The organism is Exiguobacterium sp. s48 (assembly GCF_018617395.1).
Classification (GTDB): domain Bacteria; phylum Bacillota; class Bacilli; order Exiguobacteriales; family Exiguobacteriaceae; genus Exiguobacterium.
This window is the reverse complement of the sequence record NZ_JACSKC010000001.1, coordinates 685188-703691: the sequence shown is the minus strand read 5'-3', so window position 1 is coordinate 703691 and position 18504 is coordinate 685188. Positions and strand designations below refer to the sequence as shown.

16 protein-coding genes are annotated in these 18504 nt (G+C 47.2%); 4 read left to right on the top strand and 12 right to left on the bottom strand.

Annotation, left to right across the window (positions count from 1 at the left end; translation table 11 throughout):
- Nucleotides 1-36 precede the first annotated feature (36 nt).
- On the bottom strand, nt 37-2010 hold the full coding sequence (locus KNO66_RS03600) for a methyl-accepting chemotaxis protein (RefSeq protein WP_214740504.1): 1974 nt from the start codon (nt 2008-2010) through the stop codon (nt 37-39).
- Nucleotides 2011-2244: 234 nt separating this feature from the next.
- On the opposite strand from KNO66_RS03600, the gene KNO66_RS03595 reads away from it, so the two are divergent.
- Nucleotides 2245-2880 carry a peroxiredoxin-like family protein gene (locus KNO66_RS03595; RefSeq protein WP_214740502.1) on the top strand — a complete coding sequence of 212 codons (636 nt, stop codon included), beginning with the start codon at nt 2245-2247 and terminating at the stop codon, nt 2878-2880.
- A gap of 57 nt (nt 2881-2937) precedes the next feature.
- Here the strand turns inward: KNO66_RS03595 and KNO66_RS03590 are convergent, their stop codons facing one another.
- From KNO66_RS03590 to adhE, 11 genes are all read right to left on the bottom strand, one after another.
- Nucleotides 2938-3465, bottom strand: a complete 528-nt coding sequence (locus KNO66_RS03590; RefSeq protein WP_214740500.1) for a GNAT family N-acetyltransferase — start codon at nt 3463-3465, stop codon at nt 2938-2940.
- A 61-nt stretch (nt 3466-3526) separates the two neighbouring features.
- Nucleotides 3527-4174: an alpha/beta family hydrolase gene (locus tag KNO66_RS03585; RefSeq protein ID WP_214740498.1), complete on the bottom strand. Its 648-nt coding sequence runs from the start codon at nt 4172-4174 to the stop codon at nt 3527-3529.
- A 9-nt stretch (nt 4175-4183) separates the two neighbouring features.
- Nucleotides 4184-4921, bottom strand: coding sequence for a UMP kinase (gene pyrH / locus KNO66_RS03580; RefSeq protein ID WP_214740497.1), 738 nt, complete (start codon nt 4919-4921; stop codon nt 4184-4186).
- A gap of 84 nt (nt 4922-5005) precedes the next feature.
- Nucleotides 5006-5308 carry a hypothetical protein gene (locus KNO66_RS03575; protein WP_214740495.1) on the bottom strand — a complete coding sequence of 101 codons (303 nt, stop codon included), beginning with the start codon at nt 5306-5308 and terminating at the stop codon, nt 5006-5008.
- An 82-nt stretch (nt 5309-5390) separates the two neighbouring features.
- Nucleotides 5391-5912 carry a GNAT family N-acetyltransferase gene (locus tag KNO66_RS03570; protein WP_012726215.1) on the bottom strand — a complete coding sequence of 174 codons (522 nt, stop codon included), beginning with the start codon at nt 5910-5912 and terminating at the stop codon, nt 5391-5393.
- Between the two features lie 141 nt (nt 5913-6053).
- Nucleotides 6054-7964 carry a PTS fructose transporter subunit IIABC gene (locus KNO66_RS03565; protein ID WP_214740493.1) on the bottom strand — a complete coding sequence of 637 codons (1911 nt, stop codon included), beginning with the start codon at nt 7962-7964 and terminating at the stop codon, nt 6054-6056.
- A complete protein-coding gene (pfkB, locus tag KNO66_RS03560; protein WP_214740491.1) occupies nt 7961-8890 on the bottom strand; it encodes a 1-phosphofructokinase in 930 nt (309 codons plus the stop codon). Before pfkB ends, KNO66_RS03565 begins: the two co-directional genes overlap by 4 nt.
- Nucleotides 8887-9630, bottom strand: coding sequence for a DeoR/GlpR family DNA-binding transcription regulator (locus tag KNO66_RS03555; protein ID WP_214740489.1), 744 nt, complete (start codon nt 9628-9630; stop codon nt 8887-8889). Before KNO66_RS03555 ends, pfkB begins: the two co-directional genes overlap by 4 nt.
- Nucleotides 9631-9765: 135 nt before the next feature.
- Nucleotides 9766-10680 (bottom strand): alpha/beta hydrolase, encoded by a 915-nt coding sequence (locus KNO66_RS03550; RefSeq protein WP_214740487.1) that lies wholly within the window; start codon nt 10678-10680, stop codon nt 9766-9768.
- A gap of 84 nt (nt 10681-10764) precedes the next feature.
- Nucleotides 10765-11949 carry a zinc-binding metallopeptidase family protein gene (locus tag KNO66_RS03545; RefSeq protein WP_214740485.1) on the bottom strand — a complete coding sequence of 395 codons (1185 nt, stop codon included), beginning with the start codon at nt 11947-11949 and terminating at the stop codon, nt 10765-10767.
- A gap of 763 nt (nt 11950-12712) precedes the next feature.
- Nucleotides 12713-15304 carry a bifunctional acetaldehyde-CoA/alcohol dehydrogenase gene (gene adhE / locus KNO66_RS03540; RefSeq protein ID WP_214740483.1) on the bottom strand — a complete coding sequence of 864 codons (2592 nt, stop codon included), beginning with the start codon at nt 15302-15304 and terminating at the stop codon, nt 12713-12715.
- A 389-nt stretch (nt 15305-15693) separates the two neighbouring features.
- Here adhE and KNO66_RS03535 point away from each other — a divergent pair, with 389 nt between their 5' ends.
- From KNO66_RS03535 to KNO66_RS03525, 3 genes are all read left to right on the top strand, one after another.
- A complete protein-coding gene (locus KNO66_RS03535; protein ID WP_214740481.1) occupies nt 15694-16140 on the top strand; it encodes a MarR family winged helix-turn-helix transcriptional regulator in 447 nt (148 codons plus the stop codon).
- An 80-nt stretch (nt 16141-16220) separates the two neighbouring features.
- Nucleotides 16221-16934: a YebC/PmpR family DNA-binding transcriptional regulator gene (locus KNO66_RS03530; RefSeq protein ID WP_214740479.1), complete on the top strand. Its 714-nt coding sequence runs from the start codon at nt 16221-16223 to the stop codon at nt 16932-16934.
- A 142-nt stretch (nt 16935-17076) separates the two neighbouring features.
- A complete protein-coding gene (locus tag KNO66_RS03525) occupies nt 17077-18396 on the top strand; it encodes a Na+/H+ antiporter family protein (RefSeq protein WP_214740477.1) in 1320 nt (439 codons plus the stop codon).
- Nucleotides 18397-18504: the final 108 nt, after the last annotated feature.

Sequence of the window (18504 nt, the reverse complement as noted above, 5' to 3'; positions counted from 1 at the left end):
CATGAGGCAGAGCGCTCCGCTCTGCCTCATTCTCGTTTACAGTTTGAACCGCGAGACGAGGTCTTGTAACTCCTCGGCCATGGTCGCGAGTGCTTTTGCTGACTGTGATACTTCTTCAATCGATCTCAATTGATCATCGGTCGTCGCCGCCACTTGCTTCGAGACGCTCGAATTCTCATCGGCGATGTCGGCAATTTGTGATGCCGTCGCTGCCACTTCCTGAACGTTCGCCGCAATCTCCTCGACGGTTGCGGTCACGTCTTCAATCCGTGGTGTCATCGCGACTGTCCGCTCCTTGATTTTCTCGAATCGGTCTGCTGTCATCTCAGATGACGCCAACCCGGCTTTCGTATGAGTAGATACTTCCTGCATCAACTGTACAGACTGTTCCGTCTCATGCTTGATTCGATCAATCAACGCCGCAATTTGTTTCGTCGACTGCTGTGACTGTTCCGCAAGTTTACGCACCTCGCTCGCAACGACCGCGAATCCTTTGCCGTTCTCACCCGCACGTGCCGCTTCAATGGCAGCGTTCAACGCTAACAGGTTCGTCTGTTCAGCGATTCCATTGATGACCGTGACGATTTCTCCAATTTCGTTTGAGCGATGTGCCAATGAGTGAATGACACCCTCGAATGTCACGACAGACGCATCGATCGCCTGCATCTGCTTCACGTTCTCTTTCACGGTCGTCGAACCGTCTTCCGCCTCATTCGAGGTTTCGCGTGAAAGTTCAGAAACGTCCATTGAACTCTCTGAGATTCGCATGATGCCCGATGTGATCGCTTGGAGCGATGTCGCATTGTCGTCGAGTTGTCGCTTCGAGCCATCGGCACTGACTGCCATTTGATCAACTGCGCGAGCAATCTGTTCCGATGAGGCCGTATTATGTGCCGAATTGGCCATCAATTCTTGTGACGATGCGGCCACTTGACTGATTGAATCATCAAGACGGAGCAACACCATACGAAGGGAATCGCTCATTTCGTTAAAACTCTCTGAGACACGCCCGATTTCGTCGTTCGATAAGACGGTGATCGGCTCTGTTAAATCACCCGATTTAATCCGTTCTGCTCCCTCTGTCAATAAACGCAACGGACGTAAGATTGAGCGGAGGACAAAGTAGAGAAGAATGGCTGCAATCCCGAACATTCCGATGATGACGAATCCAGTCGTCCAAAGAATGCCGACTGTCTCGTCTTGAATCTCACCGTCATATAACGTACCGGCAATTTTCCATCCGGTGATGAGGTTCGTCACGAATGCCTTCTCCACACCTTCTCCATTCTCCGATGCAGACAGGGTCCCTTCTTCATTGGCAAAGAGCGATTCTGTCCAAGATTCATCCATCTTTTCACCGACAGCCGTCGACGGATGAATGACGACTTGTTCGGCCTGGTCGAAGATGGCAACGTATCCTTCTTTCCCGATTTGAATGGTGGACGCCACTTCAGCGATATCGTTCACATCGACGTCTACAGCGACCACACCATTACCGTCTGAAGTCTTCTTCGAAACCGTGATCATCATTTTTTGAGAGGCGGCATCGACGTACGGATTCGTGATGGCAACATCTTGTCCACTTGCTTCAGCCGCTTCATACCATGGGCGAGTCCGTGGATCATATCCTTCTGGCAATTCCTGTTCAGGATAGATCGTCATCGCGCCTTCTGCCGAAGCAAAGTAGATGTTCGTTACTTTTGGATGTGTCTCCAAATACTCGGTAAACTTCTCTGCTAATGCTTGATTCGCTTCTCCCTCTTCATAAATTGAACTATCAATCCGATTCGCAAAAAACGAGATGTCCGTTTGAATCGGTTCGATGAGGTTCGTGACCTCGTTGTTCATCCGGTCCACCCCCGAATTGGCGGACTGGATCATTTGAGACTCGATTTTTCCTTTCGCCTGCGAATAGGCGACGATTCCAATCAATGTGGCTGGAATGAGTAATAATAAAACGGATAAGACAATCAACTTTTGCTTGATACTAATCGTACGCTTCTGTTTCATAAAACATCTCCTTACCCCGAATAAAATGTTCAAGCGAGTTCGATGAGTCGAATCTCCCTTGGGTTACTCACCATATCGGTCAAAAGTCATCTCATCTAAAGAGTTGATTGAATTATTCGAAAATTATTTTTCGAAAACTGAAATGGAGTTTCAGCACTATGTTCGATTAGACAAATCAAACTATTCGTGTTTAGAGAAAGATTAAGTTACCATATCGGAAAAGGGGGTCAAAAGATGAATTCATTATTGGAAGAAATCAAATCGTATAAAGATCAGTTTAAACAAAAAGCACCTGCCGAAAAGCAACGATTGATGGCTCAGGCGACTCAGGAATTGAAAGACTCTAGAATTGCGTCAGGATTGACAGTTGGAGATCAAGCTCCGTCGTTTGAATTGCCTCACGCGGACGGGACAGCCGTCAACTTGAAAACGCTCCTTGAAAATGGACCAGTCATCGTCACATTTTACCGAGGTGGATGGTGCCCATACTGTAACCTCGAGCTCCGTGCTTACCAGCGCGAGTTGGCAACGATTCAAGAAAAAGGCGCGACTCTTGTCGCAATCAGTCCGGAGACGCCGGATTATTCCCTTTCGACGAAAGAAAAGAATGAACTTGATTTTTATGTATTGAGTGATGTTGATAATATTGTCGCACGTCAATTCGACCTCGTCTTTGACATGCCAGATTACTTGATTGATATTTATAAAGCATCTGGACTAAATGTCGATGCCCATAACGGGAACGAGGATTGGCAGTTGCCGAAACCGGCCACGTTCATCATCCAATCCGACGGGACGATTTCTTTCAGTGATGTGCCTGCTGACTATACAGAACGTGTCGACCCGAAAACGGTTATTGAAAAATTGTAAATAAAAGGAGATGACGCGCGTCATCTCCTTTTCTATTCACTTCACTTATTTCGTTTATTATCTTACAAACTCCTCGTGTAACATCGCGTACACCATGCTATCGGTCCATTCAATCTTATTCCAATAGTCTCTCAAGAAATGAGCTTCTTTTCTCATTCCAACCCGCTCGCATAATTTCTGGGAAGCTACATTTCTGGCGTCGAGATTGGCTTGTACCCGATGTAGATTGAGCTTTGTGAACAACTCCCCTAGCAATCCGCTCACTGCCTCCGTCGCATATCCTTTTCCTGAATGCGATTCAGAAAAACAATACCCGATTTCTACCGTATCTTTCATACCCGTGTACCAAACCGTGAGATCCCCAATCACTTCATCTTGATGTACGACTGCTAAATTCAACGTACTAGTCTCGGTAAGAATAGAATTTGTTAGTTTTTTATCAAATTCTTTCTTCCTGTTTTCAGACGTCCATGGCTCATGCAAAAGATATCTGCATACTTCTGGTTTTGAATACATTTCGAATGTAGCATGCAAGTCTTTCTGCATAAATGGTCTGATTTCTAGACGTTTAGTGGTAAATTTCACGTCGACTCCTCCCTTACATTTAATCGCGCTCTCCTCATGAAACTCTCCTCCGGTTCACGACCTATGAGGACATGATAAATTGCTCCACTCGCTTGAGAAGAGTTTCAAGTAGCCGGAGTGACTGGTATGTGTTACCTGTGTACTCGAGACTGTGATTCATCTGCTCGATAATCTCGAGTTCAGTCAATGCCATATGTTCAAGATGCTGGATTCGTTCCAGTACATAATGTTGGTCCGTCGTTCCTATGAGAATCATCTGTTGTCCTTTATGAGACTGGATCGCTTCGTATATGTCGTCTCGTTTCAACAAAGGTGTCAACCAAACCAGTTTGGCATCATGAAACGCGTTTCGGGTGAGTTCACTTGCCATCGCAACCGTACCGAGCGATTTTCCGACGATGATGTATCGTCGAACGGAATCAGTATGTAGGATTTGATCGATGACGAGTCGAACATCATCAACAATCGCCTTATTTACATCGACTGAATCGTACCGCTCGTCGCGATAGTTATAGTTGACTTCGAGAACGTTCAACCCATTCTCTATGCACAATCCAGTCGTATAGCGAAACATTGGAGAATCATTTGTATATCCGTATCCGGGCAACAAAATCACGAGTGTGTCGGATGACGAATCAGGCTGCAGGTAGGAATACGGGATGGGTATTCCGTTTTTCCCAATGACGTGACCATCTGTTACTTCATACATGCTGTCTCCTCAATTCTGCAAGAGCTGCGTTTCATGGTGATGAATCATCGTTCCAATGCTCTCTCCTTCGAGAATCCGATGAATGGCGTTCCGCTCCTTGAAGTCGAACAAGTGAATCGGCAAACCATGATCTCTCGCGAGAAGCAATGCCGATTGATCCATCACTTTCAAATCATTCGAAATGACATCGTTATAGTGAAGGGTTTCATATTGACGAGCGTCCGAATCCAAACGAGGATCGCGGTCATATACGCCAGAGACGCCATTCTTTGCCACAAACAAGGCGTCGCATCCCACTTCGATGGCACGCTGAACAGCCGGGTAATCTGAAGAGACGAACGGTTGACCGTTACCGCCTGCGAAAATGACGACATACCCTTTTTTCAAATGATTGATTGCCCGAAGCTGAATGTATGGCTCGGCTACACTTGGCATTGGAATCGACGTCATGACGCGTACTTCTCGATTGGTATCTCGTTTCAAGATACCACGCAGCATCAATGAGTTCATGACTGTCCCGAGCGTCCCGATGCTGTCAGCTTCAACTCGATTGATCCCCCACGCTTCTGCTTGATTTCCGCGAAAAAGATTTCCCCCGCCGACCATGACACATACTTCAACCCCGCTATTTGTGAGTGACAATATTTCTTCTGCTATCAGGCTGAGGCTCATTTCGTCAAAATTATCCGTTCCATCACCAGCTAGAGCGGCTCCACTTATCTTGATACAGATTTTCCGATGTTCCATCTTTCCCCAACCCTTCATTTGGAATTTTTGTTCAATTCAGTATAGAAGAGTTTATATAATGGAACAACACTATTTTTAATTGATTCATAAGGACATTTCTTTATATTCCTTGTAAAACTCATCGAACATATAAAGTCCACCGATTTCTTCATCGATAAACGTATACAAAGACATTTCAAAGTCTAAAGGTTGTGCTTCGGTGAAACACGCTTTTACTCTAAGCAAGCCTTCTCTTATATACAGCTTTCCCTTTTCTATATTCTCGTTTGAGATATAGTACCGTCCAAGATCAAGATGGTAACGAGGGAATTCTGGGTACTCTGCAATCGCCTTTAACAGATACGGTTCATACTGATTTGGACGTTCGAATTGATGTAGATTAGCCATTGAATAGTAGAGGATCCCTTTTGATTTAGCATCCATTTCACTCAACAAAAAAAGACCGTAGAACATTCTACAGTCTCTAAGCTCAGGCTCCCATGATGGAGTCATGGCGGGTCGTTTCCCAACCGTACGCCACTTCGCGGAGCATCAATTCACCAAACTCTCGATCTTTCTGGTCGATGACCTGCCCTTGTTTTCGCTCATAAAACGTGCGGAACGGATTCATCTCAAGCGCCCAGATCAGGAGTCCTGCCTCACACATCGATTGCACGGCATGCTCAAGGAGAGCGGACCCGATTCCGTTCCCTTGATGGTTCTCCAAAATATAAATGGCATACACTTCATTCGTGTGGTCTGGATACTCTCCTGTCCGCTCTTCTCCGTAAAGAACGAAGCCCACGATTTCGTCCTCGACAATCGCCACAAAGCCGGCTACTTCTTGCCGACGAAGGGCGGTCCGCAAGCGTTCTGCCCATTCGATGGAGCCGGATGATACTTTTAACAAATACTCGGTCGGTACGATCCCCCGATAGGTCGTACGCCACCCGTTCACACGCACTCTCGCAATCCCATACACATCATCTGGTTTGGCGACCCGAATGTCCAATGTGACCCCCTCCTCACCCGAAGCTTTACAAATAGTTTACCACAAATCCCCAACTTGCAATCCGAGATTATGTGAATTTTGCACGGACATCGACAACAAAAAAGACGTCACCTCTGGATAAAGGCGACGTCTCTTCTCACGTTATGCAACTTCTTTAGATTGGACTGGTGTCGATGTTGTTAACGGTTTTTTCAAGAACGAGAGGAGCAATGCTCCGACCACCGCACCTGCCAAGATGGCGAGTGCATAGAGACCCATACTCACCGCGACGTTTCCAGCTCCTTCAAGAAGTGGGAAGACGAAGATCCCACCGTGTGGCGCTGGTAATTGAATCGTGAAGAATGCGGATAATCCGCCTGCAATGGCAGATCCGAGAATCGCTGATGGAAGAACGCGAATCGGGTCCGCAGCGGCGAATGGGATCGCCGCTTCCGTGATGAACGAGGCTCCCATGATATAAGCAGTTTTTCCTGCTTCGCGCTCTTGTTTCGAGAACTTTTGACGAGCGAAGACTGTTGATGCGAGTGCGACGAGGAGTGGTGGTACCATCCCTCCAGCCATGACGGCTGCCATGACTTCTTGGTTACCCGCTGTAAGTGCTGCCGTACCGAAGACGTACGCTGTCTTGTTGATCGGACCACCCATATCGACTGCCATCATCCCACCGACGATGACACCAAGAAGGATGGCGTTCGCGCCACTCATACTGTTCAATGTATCCATCAACCATGTCATGAGTGCTGCGATCGGTTCGTTGACGACGAGTAACATGATCATCCCGGAGATGAATGAGCCGAGTAACGGATACAAGAGGACTGGCTTAATCCCTTCAAGTGAAGCTGGTAATTTCGCGAGTGCTTTTTTCAAGAAGAGGACGACATAACCTGCTAGGAAACCGGCGATGAGACCGCCGAGGAATCCGGCATTCCCTTGACTTGCGAGTACCCCTGCCACGAGACCTGGTGCGAGACCTGGGCGATCGGCAATCGACATCGCGATGAAGCCGGCGAGAATCGGAACGAGGAAGCCGAATGCAGCTCCACCGATTGTCATCAATTGTGCAGCAAATTCATTGTAAGACGGGTCATCCGGGTTAGCGGAGTTGATGCCCCAGAAGAAGCTGATGGCAATCAAGAGTCCACCTGCGACAACGAGTGGGAGCATCGCAGATACACCGCTCATCAAGTGCTTGTACACACCTGTACGCTGTTCTTTCGAAGCACCACCTGATGTTTTTGAAGCCTCATATACCGGCGCATCTTGTTTTACCGCGCGATTGATGAGTTCTTCAGGTTTCCGAATCCCTTGTGCGACCGGAACTTCGATGACTCGCTTACCAGCGAAACGATCCATTTCAACAGCCTTGTCCGCTGCGACGATAATCGCCGTTGCCCGGTCGATATCCGCGCGCGTCAATTCATTTTTTACGCCAGTCGATCCGTTCGTTTCGACTTTAATATCGACGCCCATCGCTTCCGCTTTTTGTTTTAAGCTATCTGCTGCCATATACGTATGCGCGATTCCTGTCGGGCATGCCGTGACCGCCAAAATGAACGGTGCATCTTCATTCGTCGGTTTGACGACTTCTGGCTTCTCTTCTGCCGCTTCTTTTTCTTCGATGGCACGGATGACATCGCTTTCAGAAGTGGCCGCATAGAGACGTTCTTGGAATGCAGGGTCCATCAAGTAAACTGAAAGTTTAGAGAGTGTTTCAAGGTGTTCGTTATTCGCATTTTCTCCTGCCGCAATCATGAAGAAGAGGCGGCTCGGTTGTCCGTCTAACGCTTCGTAGTCGACACCTTCCGAGCGACCAAACGCGATTGCTGGCGTTTTGACAGCACTCGTTTTCGCGTGCGGGATGGCAATCCCTTCTCCGAGACCAGTCGTGCTCTCGCTTTCACGTTTTAGGATCGCATCGCGATAACCGTTACGATCTGATAGTTTACCGGCACGGTCGAGGACATCGACGAGTTCTTCGATGACCTCACGCTTAGAACTGGCACGAAGATTCAATTGAATCGTATCGCGTTGGAGCAAGTCCGTGATTTTCATGTTGTTTCCTCCATTCGTTTTAATGGTGTAAGTTGTACTTGATCAATCAAGCGGTCAATCTCTTGTTTTGAACATAAGCCGAACGTATAAGCAGATGCGCTTCCTGTCGTGACCGCGTATCGAAATGCTTCTTGTTCACCTTTTTCTTTCACATTTGCGACGAATCCGGCGACGAGAGAATCTCCTGCACCAACCGAGTTCACGAGCTTCCCGGACGGCGTGTTCGCTGTGACGGCTCCGGCTTTGTTGACGAGTAGCGCCCCGTCTCCCGCAAAGGAGATGATGACGTTTTTCGCCCCGCGTTTGACGAGCTGTTCGGCATACGGAAGAGCTTCTTCAAACGTTTCAATCTCGGTATCAAACAATTCACCTAATTCATGGTGGTTCGGTTTGATCATGAGTGGTTCAAGCGCGAGCACTTCGAGCATGGCGTCTTTCGTTGTATCGACGACAAAGTCGGCACCTTTTTCGCGAATAGATTCGGCGATGGTCCGATATAGCGAGTCTGGGAGGTTACTTGGGATACTACCCGCGAGGACGACGATATCACCTTCTTGAACTTGGTCGAACTTGGTCGTCAATTGCTCGAGCTCACCATCCGTGATATTCGGTCCGCTCGCATTCAGTTCTGTTTCCTCTTTCGCTCGAATCTTGACGTTGATTCGGGTGTTCCCGTTCACCTCTACGAAATCGGTGTGTACACCGTGATTGACGAGTGACTTTTTAATGAAGTCACCGGTCGTTCCGCCGATGAACCCAAGTGCCTTCGTCTCTTGTGCATATTCCCGAAGAACGATGGAAACGTTAATGCCTTTACCGCCTGCCCGTTCCGTCGTCTCTTCGATTCGGTTCACTTCTCCTAGATGTACTTCTGGTAATGTTACGTAGTAATCAATAGAAGGGTTGAGTGTTAACGTGTAAATCATTTCGCATTCACCACCTTTGTGATTGTTTGGATGGAACTCATTGACTCATCGCTCGATGTGATCAACTGTGCGGCATCTAACGTCGCGACTCGGCTGAACGTTCGTTTCCCGATCTTCGATGCGTCCGCGAGTACGAACGAGGTTTGTGCCAATTCGATTGCCGTTTTTTTGACAAGTGCTTCTTCTGGGTCTGGGGTCGTGTAACCCGCTTCAAGGTCGATTCCATTCATTCCGAGGAAGGCGAGGTCGACGCGATAATTCATCATACTCTCGCGTGCGTTATACCCGACAAGTGCCTGGGTGGAACGCTTTAATTCTCCGCCAATCACAAACGTCTTAATATCAAGATCAAATAATTCATTCGCAATCGGTAGACTGTTTGTGACGACGACAATCTTCTTCCCTTCTAAAAAAGGAACCATCGCCTGAGTGGTTGTACCGGCATCTAAATAAATTGACATCCCGTCTTCGATGAACGTTGCGGCCTTCCGTGCAATCGCAACTTTTTCATCCACGAATCGGTCTCGCTTCTCTTCAAATGTCGGTTCCTCATCTGGAGTCGCAATGAGTGTCGCGCCCCCGTGAACCCTCGCCAGATACCCTTCCGCTTCGAGGTCCGTCAAATCTCGACGGATTGTCGACTCGGATGAGTCCGTCAAATCAACCAATTCTTTTAATTTGACGACCTTCTGCTCAGATAAGCGTTGCAAAATCAACTGATGTCGTTGTTTCGTTAACATCTTGTTCCCTCCATACGTCTAATATAAAGCGTTTTCATTATAAAAACAACTAAAATCATTCAAAAACATTCATTTTCATTCAATTTGTCACAATTATAACATAAAAAACGGTCATTTAATGACCGTTTTTTATGTTTATGACTGTTTTTTTAACCAATCATCCAATTCTTGAACGAGTTTTGGATGAATCGGTGCATCAATTGCCTCCCGATACTCTTTATGCAGCATAAGAAGCGAATGAGGTGACTCCCGAGTCACGAGCAGATGATTCATATCATCGATGATCGATGAGGTGACCTTCCCTTTCGTTTGAATCATATGGACATGCTCTGGCGGGACTTGAACATCACGTCCCCCGGTAATCGCAAGAACCGGGACGGTCACATGCTCCAATCGTTCCCGTACATCATAGGATGCATGTTCTCGAATCCATTTCGCATTCACGACTTGACCTCGATATTTGAATGACGAAACGTTCGTCCGTAAAGAACGCTCTAACAAATCATCCTGTCGTTGTCTGACCTTTTTGGCAACGCCCGTCAATCGGTAGAAGAGACCTTTTATCCCTTTCACGCGTTCGATGTCTTTAGCGAGTGCACCTGCTTGGTATAAGAACATCTGCTTGGACGATTCATGGAAACCGGAAAGTAAGATCAGTCCATCCGCTTTCGTCTCAAGTTGAACGGCAGGGGCAAGGACGGCCCCTTCACTATGACCGAGTAGATATAATCGCTTCACATCGGCCAGTTGTCGAATGGTGCGTACGACAAGAATCGCATCGTTAATCAAGTCATGTAAGCCGACTTTGTTGAAGTCACCATCAGACTTCCCGATTCCTTGTTTGTCATATCGGAACACGTTGTAGCCATGGTCGTACAACGCTTCTGCCAACTTGGCATACGTGTTAAAACCGACACCACCCATGTTGCCGTCCCGGTCACTCGGACCGCTTCCGCTCAACATGACGATGGTCGCCCGAGGCTCCTCATGGGAAAGAAAAGTCCCCGCAATCGTTCCATATGCTGTCGTAATCGTCATCTCTTGTTTCATCGTATCGCCTCCATTACTATCATACCCGAAACCGACATCTAAAAAAATATGTCGCCGTCTTCTCAGACAGCGACAATGATTAGGTCAGTCAGCTAGCCAAGCATGTAGCCAATCGACGGCATCCGTTAATCCGTCTTTCGTCAGACGTTCGAGAGTGTCCTTCTCCGTAAACACATGCCAACTTCCCTCTAATGAATCACTTAATATAATATAGGGAACCCCAGCCTCATCGTAAGCATCCCCCGGAGAACTCCCTAGCGAACGAACTGTTAATTGATCGAAAGGAGATTGTTCAAGAATGGGATATGATTTCATTCCTTTCGTTCGAACGTATAGTGGACCATCACCAGTCCCAAGAATATCGAGCAGGATGACCGTTTCCACTTTTTCTTTTTGTCCCGCTAGCCGTTCAAGGAAATCGTCACTCGCTTCTCTAGAGTCGCCATTTCCATTCAAAAAGACATATCGAATCGTATAGTCCGGTATTTCCTCGTCCATCACCTGCATCAGGTGATATAAGACCGTCGACGGACCGACGGCAGACAAATAATGGGCCCCATGCCAGGACGAATCGAGTCGTGACATGAGAATGATTTCCCGTTCCGATTTCCCTTGTTGGACAAATTCGACATATGGAATCTCTTCACGATAAGGTTTGACCTGTATCATTTCTCCGTCTTTCAGTTCTTCAGCCGTATCCAAGTCGACCCCTGTACCATCTAACGGCATATAGGATGACGCGAAAACAAAGCCCATCTCATATGGATCATCTTCATAAGGGGTGATCAAGTATCCTACAGCTCCTGCAGATGCGAGCTCTGACAAGTATGCATTCGCTTCCCGATCATTCAAAACCTCACCTGCATAATCAACGGTATACGCTTCCTCGATGTTGTCATATGAATACTTTGTCGTCGGTAAGACGATCACTTTCTCTTTGACGTCCGGAATATCTTGTCCCCACTTTAGATGTAAAATGGTTCCTTTGAACGGCTGATCAAACGTCATCGATGAGAGTCCTTCGTATGATTCATCTCCCACCTCAATCTCAGTCCAACCGGTCACCCGTTCTGTATAAAGGACGTTCCGGGTCATATCGACGGATAGCTCGGTTCCGAAAGATTCAAAAAAGTCGGCACTTTCCCAACCGTCTGCACTTCGGTCGATGGACGAAATGTATTCCGCCGTTTCTAGCGGTGTCGATTGAATCGGATTAATAAAAAGGAAAAGAGTTGCGATCGAACGCAACAAACTAAACACTATGATCATGACACGATCTCCATTCATCAATAAGTTACTATGTATACCATTTTTTATTATATACAGCTATTTATCGCCTGACTATTCTAATTTTTATCAATTTAAATACAAATTTACAAACTGAATATCATATTCCGACCACAAAAAAAGCCCGTTCGAGTGAACGGACTTCAGACTGTAGACAAAGTATAGGTCTTATGCCCAATCCGGATACGGCTCGCTTTCCTAGGGGCAAGCAGGGAGCCGCATCGCGACTGCGTCACTGCTGGGTCTCCCTTTGCTTGCTATTCCCTCAGGAGTCTCGCCTGCCCGTTCTTGGTCACCTTTTGTCCTCCGTCCCATATAATGGTGTGAGAAGAACACACAGGGGGCGGATCTAATGATCAACAAGTCGACACCATCCATCCTTCACGGTCTGACGAACGGAACGGATGTTGAACAGCGGCCCGAGGAGGATGATCTCGGCGTTTACCTTCCCTTTCCCCTAAAACATCGAGTCAAAGTAAATACCGAGCTTTTTCTTCGGCCGTCGTGGCCTTAGAAAAAAGACAAACGGCCGCCAGGTGACGACCGTTTGCGTTGCTCGCCCGACGGCGCCCCGACTCCGACAGGTAAGCAATCCGACGGAGACCCAGCAGCGACATAGGTCGCGATGCGGCTCCGGGATTGCCTGCGGAAAGCGTGGGCGCCGGACAGGCGAGCGTTATGATTCATGTTAGTCAACAAGCTGAAGCCCGTTCGAGTGAACGGGCTTACTTGTACATGTTGATCCTTATACGCCTTCGTATGCTGCGTACATGATTTCTTTCAACTCTTCAACGAGCGGCATTTTCGGGTTGGCCGTCGTACATTGGTCTTCGAATGCGTCGACCGCCATCTTGTCGATCTTCGCATCGAGGTCTGCTTTCTTGATACCTTGCGCCTTGAACGAAAGTTTGATATTCAAGCGTTGACCGAGCTCGATGATCGCTTGCACGAGTGACTCGACACCTTCAGCTGTCGTGCTTGCTGGAAGACCGAGGTAACGTGCGATTTCTGCGTAACGCTCGTCAGCGATGAATGACTCATATTTCGGGAATGCCGCAAGTTTCGATGGACGTGTCGCGTTGTAACGAATGACGTGTGGCATGAGAATCGCGTTCGTACGACCGTGTGGCACGTGGAACTCTCCACCGATTTTGTGAGCGATCGAGTGGTTGATACCGAGGAACGCGTTCGCAAACGCCATACCCGCCATCGTTGAAGCATTGTGTACTTTCTGACGAGCTTCCGCGTCGCTACCGTTTTCATACGCTTTTGGTAGGTAGTCGAAAATCATCTTGATGGCGCGGAGGCAAAGCCCGTCTGTGTAATCATTCGCCATGACGGAAACGTATGCTTCGATCGCGTGTGTCATGACGTCCATCCCTGTATCAGCCGTGATTGAAGCTGGGACGGTCATGACGAACTCAGGGTCGACGATGGCAACGTCTGGAGTGATCGCGTAGTCAGCAATTGGATATTTCACGTTCCGTTTTTTGTCAGTGATGACTGTGAACGGTGTCACTTCAGAACCTGTACCAGACGTTGTCGGGATGGCGATAAACATTGATTTGTTACCGAGTGTCGGGAACTTGTACGTCCGTTTGCGAATATCCATGAATTTTTGACGAAGGTTTGAGAACTTCTCTTCTGGACGTTCGTAGAAGAGCCACATTCCTTTCGCGGCATCCATCGGTGAACCACCACCAAGTGCGATGATCATGTCTGGTTGGAAGTGACGCATTGCTTCGGCACCGTTCATGACCGTTTCAACCGATGGGTCAGGTTCGACTTGGTCGAAGATGCGGTACTCAACACCTGCTGGCAAGTTTTTGATGACTTTATCAGCAAATCCGAGTTTGACCATCATTTCATCTGTGACGATCATCGCCCGTTTTTTCGTTGTGAGCGATTGAAGGTATTGTACTGAGTTTTTCTCGAAGTAGATTTTTTCAGGTACTTTGAACCATTGCATATTCACGCGACGTCTCGCCACCTTTTTCACGTTGAGTAGATGTTTCGCCGTCACGTTTTCTGAGACGGAGTTTTTACCGTAAGACCCACAACCGAGCGTGAGGGATGGTGTCATTTCGTTGTAAAGGTCACCGATTCCACCGTGCGCTGAAGGTGAGTTGACGATGATGCGGCAAGCCTTCATACGGAGACCGAATTCAAGGATGGCATCGTCATCTGTTGAGTGGATGACCGCTGTATGACCGAGTCCACCGATTTCAAGCATTTTTTCAGCAATCGCGAATCCTTCTTCACGTGATTGAACTTTATATGCACCAAGAACTGGGCTTAATTTTTCGTGAGAGAGAAGCTCAGTTGCGCCAACTGTTTCAAGCTCTGCAATCAAGATTTTCGTATCAGCTGGAACTTTGAGACCTGCTTGTTCAGCGATCCATGCTGCCGGCTTCCCAACAATTTCAGGGTTGACCGCACATGTATCCGTACGGATGACGAGCGTTTCAAGCTTCGCTTTCTCTTCAGGTGAGCAGAAGTAGCAACCGAGTGCCGTCATCTCTGCTTTCACTTCTTCATATACTTCTTGGTCGACGATGATTGCTTGTTCAGACGCACAGATCATCCCGTTGTCGAACGTTTTTGAAAGGATGACGTCTGAGATGGCACGTTTCACTTTCGCAGTCTTATCGATGTAGGCCGGTACGTTACCAGGTCCGACGCCAAGTGCTGGTTTACCAGTCGAGTAAGCCGATTTGACCATCGCTGCCCCACCAGTCGCAAGGACCATCGCCACACCAGGGTGGTTCATGAGCGCTTTCGTTGCATCAAGTGATGGAACTTCAACCCATTGAATCAAGTTTTCAGGAGCACCTGCCGCTACCGCTGCGTCACGGAGGACACGAGCTGCTTCACTTGAACATTGTTGCGCTGATGGATGGAACGCGAAGATGATTGGGTTACGTGTCTTGATGGCGATGATCGCTTTAAACATCGTTGTTGATGTCGGGTTAGTGACCGGTGTGACCCCAGCGACGACACCGACTGGTTCTGCGATATAGGTGATTCCGTTTTGAACATCATCTTCAAGGACGCCAACTGTTTTTTCTCCACGAAGTGAGTTGTAGATATATTCTGTCGCGAAGATGTTTTTGATCATCTTGTCTTCAAAGACACCGCGACCTGTTTCTGTATGCGCTAATTTCGCGAGTGCGACGTGTTGCTCGAGTCCTGCAAGTGCCATCGCCTGTACGATATGATCGATTTTCTCTTGGTCGAACGTCATCAACGTATCAAGTGCCTTGTGCGCACTCGCTACGAGCGTATCCACCATTTGTTCTGCCGTAGTTTCCACTTTTGCTTTCTCTTTGACTGCCATGTTAGGTTCCTCCTCATAATTGAGAGCTTTTAATGAACATATTGACTTGATGGAAGACACAATGTGATGACTGCTTTCAAGAGATTGTGCTTTCCTTCACATTCATAGAATACAATGTTTTTCAGGATTTGTGGGTGACAACAATGTGAACTCTTTCACAATATTTTTTTGTCATTTGTTGATAGCTCTTGATTTTTTAGAGTCCCCTCAGTAAAATCGAATACGTTTTCATGAAAATGTGTGTTACTCTTTATGTAAACGCTTACATAACTTGTGTCGATTCAACAGCATATAAGATGTATCATTCATCACATCAACCCGTTTTTAGGTTCAACTGGACCTAACTCGTGTATAATAAAGTTAGAACCTAACTAGGAAGTGAATCTATTATGCCGAAACAAGATGCAGCGGACCAGTTTGTCAAACTGATTCCATTAATTCGTCGTAAATTGTTACGACGATCTGATTTTCCTCAAATCCCGAACTTAAACTTCTCTCATTTCCATCTCTTGATGTTGATTGAAGACGAGGGGGCTGTCACAAACGGACGGATAAGCGAGACACTCTCCATCGCACCGCCTAATGTCACCCCACTTATCACAAAGTTATTAAATGAAGGGTATATCACCCGTGTCCCAGACGAACGCGATCGCCGTGTCATCTGGAACCAGTTGACGGAAAAAGGTGAGCATATTTTGCTCGAACGAAGAGACTCGTTCCGAAAACTGTTTGAAGAACGACTCGCCTTTTTAAATGAGGACGAAACCGATCGACTTTTCGAGAGTTTGAAGACTTTAACAGAAATCGTGGAAAAGATGGATAAAGGCGAAGAATAAAACTTTTCTCGTCAATTCAGGCAACTTCTTATATAATCTGTAATGAATCTACGTACAAATGGAAAGAGAGATGACATGTAATGGGTCGTAAATGGAACAACATTAAAGAGAAGAAGGCATCAAAAGATGCGAATACGAGTCGCGTCTATGCGAAGTTCGGTCGTGAAATCTATGTGGCCGCCCGCCAAGGGGAACCTGATCCTGAGTTGAACCAGTCATTAAAATTCGTGGTGGAGCGTGCGAAGACGTATAACGTGCCTCGTGCGATTATCGACCGCGCCATTGATAAAGCTAAAGGTGGCGACGAAGAAAATTTTGATGAGCTTCGATACGAGGGCTTCGGTCCAAACGGCGCGATGGTTATCGTCGATACGTTGACGAATAACGTCAACCGTACGGCTTCAGAAGTTCGTGCCGCTTTCGGTAAAAACGGAGGCAACATGGGAGTCAGCGGTTCGGTCGCGTATATGTTCGATGCAACAGCCGTCATCGGTGTCAATGATTTGTCGGCAGATGATGTCCTTGAGCTCATGATGGAGCATGACCTTGATGTCCGTGACGTCATCGAGGAAGACGAGACGGTCATTGTGTACGCTGAGCCAGAAGCATTCCATGCTGTACAGACCGCTTTTAAAGCTTCAGGAGTAGAAGAGTTTGCCGTGGCAGAATTGACGATGCTTCCTCAAAACGAAGTATCACTTGATGATGCATCAAAAGAACAATTTGAAAAATTAATTGATGTTCTTGAAGATTTAGAAGATGTGCGCCAAGTCTATCATAACGTTGACATGTAACAGACGAGCGATAACTTTAACGAGTTATCGCTTTTTTTCATATTGATTTGACAAGACACACATCATATGTTAAATTTCAAAAAGTCTTTATCATATTAAAGTGATACCAAGAGAAAGAAAACATGGAAGGTGTTGGATTGATATGAACGCAGTTTTACTTGCAGTCATCGTCTTATTCGCACTCGCCATCAGTCGAGTGCACATTGTTTTATCATTAATCTTAGCAGCGCTAGTCGGAGGGCTTGTTGGAGGACTTGGGTTCAACGATACGTTGACCGCCTTCAGTGACGGTCTAGGCGGTGGAGCGAGCATTGCGCTTAGTTACGCACTCCTCGGTGCATTCGCCGTCGGGTTATCAAAGACAGGGTTACCAGACGTCCTAGCAGAAAAATTGATTGCCATGTCAGGTCGTGACGTGTCAGGAAAACGAGTGAGCTATGTTAAAGCGTTCTTATTGTCGCTTCTCTTATTATTGTCAATCAGCTCACAAAACGTGCTCCCGATTCACATCGCCTTTATTCCGATCGTGATTCCACCGTTACTCGTATTGTTTAATGAATTGAAATTAGATCGGCGTCTCGTTGCAACGATTTTGACGTTCGGTCTTGTGACTCCTTATATGCTCTTACCTGTCGGGTTCGGCGGGATTTACTTGAACGAAATTTTAATCGCAAACGTCGAAGCGAACGGTTTATCTGTCGGTGATGTGAACATCGTCTCAATCATGGGCATCCCCGCATTAGGGATGGTCGTCGGTTTGATTGCTGCGTTCATTCATTACCGAAAACCTCGTTCATACGAAACAATCGCGCTCGGACCAACTGATTATGAAGTTCGTCAAATGAGTGGTTTCAAGATGATCATGACACTTGTCGTTGTACTGATTGTCCTTATCGTCCAATTGCAGACGGAGTCGATGATTGCATCGGCAGTGACAGGGCTAATCTTACTCTCAATTTTCCGCCTCATCCCTTGGTCAGAGGCAGATGACATCTTCACAAGCGGGATGCGTATGATGGCATTCATCGGTTTCGTCATGATTGCCGCAAGTGGATTCGCCGCTGTCATCCGCGAGACAGGTGCGATTGAACCGCTCGTCAATGGCGCAAGCGATTTGATGGGTGATTCTAAAATGGTCGCGGCTCTTGTCATGTTGCTTGTCGGCCTTGTCATCACGCTCGGAATCGGTTCAAGCTTCTCGACCGTTCCAATCATTGCAGCGATTTTCGTCCCGCTCTGTGTACAATACGGGTTCTCCGTCGAGGCGACGATTGCCATCATCGGGACTGCAGGAGCACTTGGGGACGCAGGAAGCCCAGCGAGTGACTCGACACTCGGACCTACGAGTGGATTGAACGCTGACGGTCAACACGATCACCTACGTGAAACGGTTTGGCCAACGTTCTTACACTACAACATTCCACTCATCATCTTCGGCGTCATTGCCGCGATGGTACTTTAATCATTTTTTCCGTCGTGAATAAATGGTCCCTAATAAAATCAGGATGAGAATAAACCAGATTCCCGTATACATGAGAATTTCGGTGAACATAAAACTCCTCCTAACAAA

Excerpts from the sequence above, each read along its gene's own strand:
- KNO66_RS03530 (WP_214740479.1), top strand. The coding sequence starts at position 16,221 with ATGGGTCGTAAATGGAACAACATTAAAGAGAAGAAGGCATCAAAAGAT.
- pyrH (WP_214740497.1), bottom strand. The coding sequence starts at position 4,921 with ATGGAACATCGGAAAATCTGTATCAAGATAAGTGGAGCCGCTCTAGCT.
- KNO66_RS03575 (WP_214740495.1), bottom strand. The coding sequence starts at position 5,308 with ATGGCTAATCTACATCAATTCGAACGTCCAAATCAGTATGAACCGTAT.
- KNO66_RS03565 (WP_214740493.1), bottom strand. The coding sequence starts at position 7,964 with ATGAAAATCACGGACTTGCTCCAACGCGATACGATTCAATTGAATCTT.
- KNO66_RS03525 (WP_214740477.1), top strand. The coding sequence starts at position 17,077 with ATGAACGCAGTTTTACTTGCAGTCATCGTCTTATTCGCACTCGCCATC.
- KNO66_RS03535 (WP_214740481.1), top strand. The coding sequence starts at position 15,694 with ATGCCGAAACAAGATGCAGCGGACCAGTTTGTCAAACTGATTCCATTA.
- adhE (WP_214740483.1), bottom strand. The coding sequence starts at position 15,304 with ATGGCAGTCAAAGAGAAAGCAAAAGTGGAAACTACGGCAGAACAAATG.
- KNO66_RS03585 (WP_214740498.1), bottom strand. The coding sequence starts at position 4,174 with ATGTATGAAGTAACAGATGGTCACGTCATTGGGAAAAACGGAATACCC.
- KNO66_RS03555 (WP_214740489.1), bottom strand. The coding sequence starts at position 9,630 with ATGTTAACGAAACAACGACATCAGTTGATTTTGCAACGCTTATCTGAG.
- KNO66_RS03600 (WP_214740504.1), bottom strand. The coding sequence starts at position 2,010 with ATGAAACAGAAGCGTACGATTAGTATCAAGCAAAAGTTGATTGTCTTA.
- KNO66_RS03550 (WP_214740487.1), bottom strand. The coding sequence starts at position 10,680 with ATGAAACAAGAGATGACGATTACGACAGCATATGGAACGATTGCGGGG.
- KNO66_RS03545 (WP_214740485.1), bottom strand. The coding sequence starts at position 11,949 with ATGATCATAGTGTTTAGTTTGTTGCGTTCGATCGCAACTCTTTTCCTT.
- pfkB (WP_214740491.1), bottom strand. The coding sequence starts at position 8,890 with ATGATTTACACGTTAACACTCAACCCTTCTATTGATTACTACGTAACA.
- KNO66_RS03595 (WP_214740502.1), top strand. The coding sequence starts at position 2,245 with ATGAATTCATTATTGGAAGAAATCAAATCGTATAAAGATCAGTTTAAA.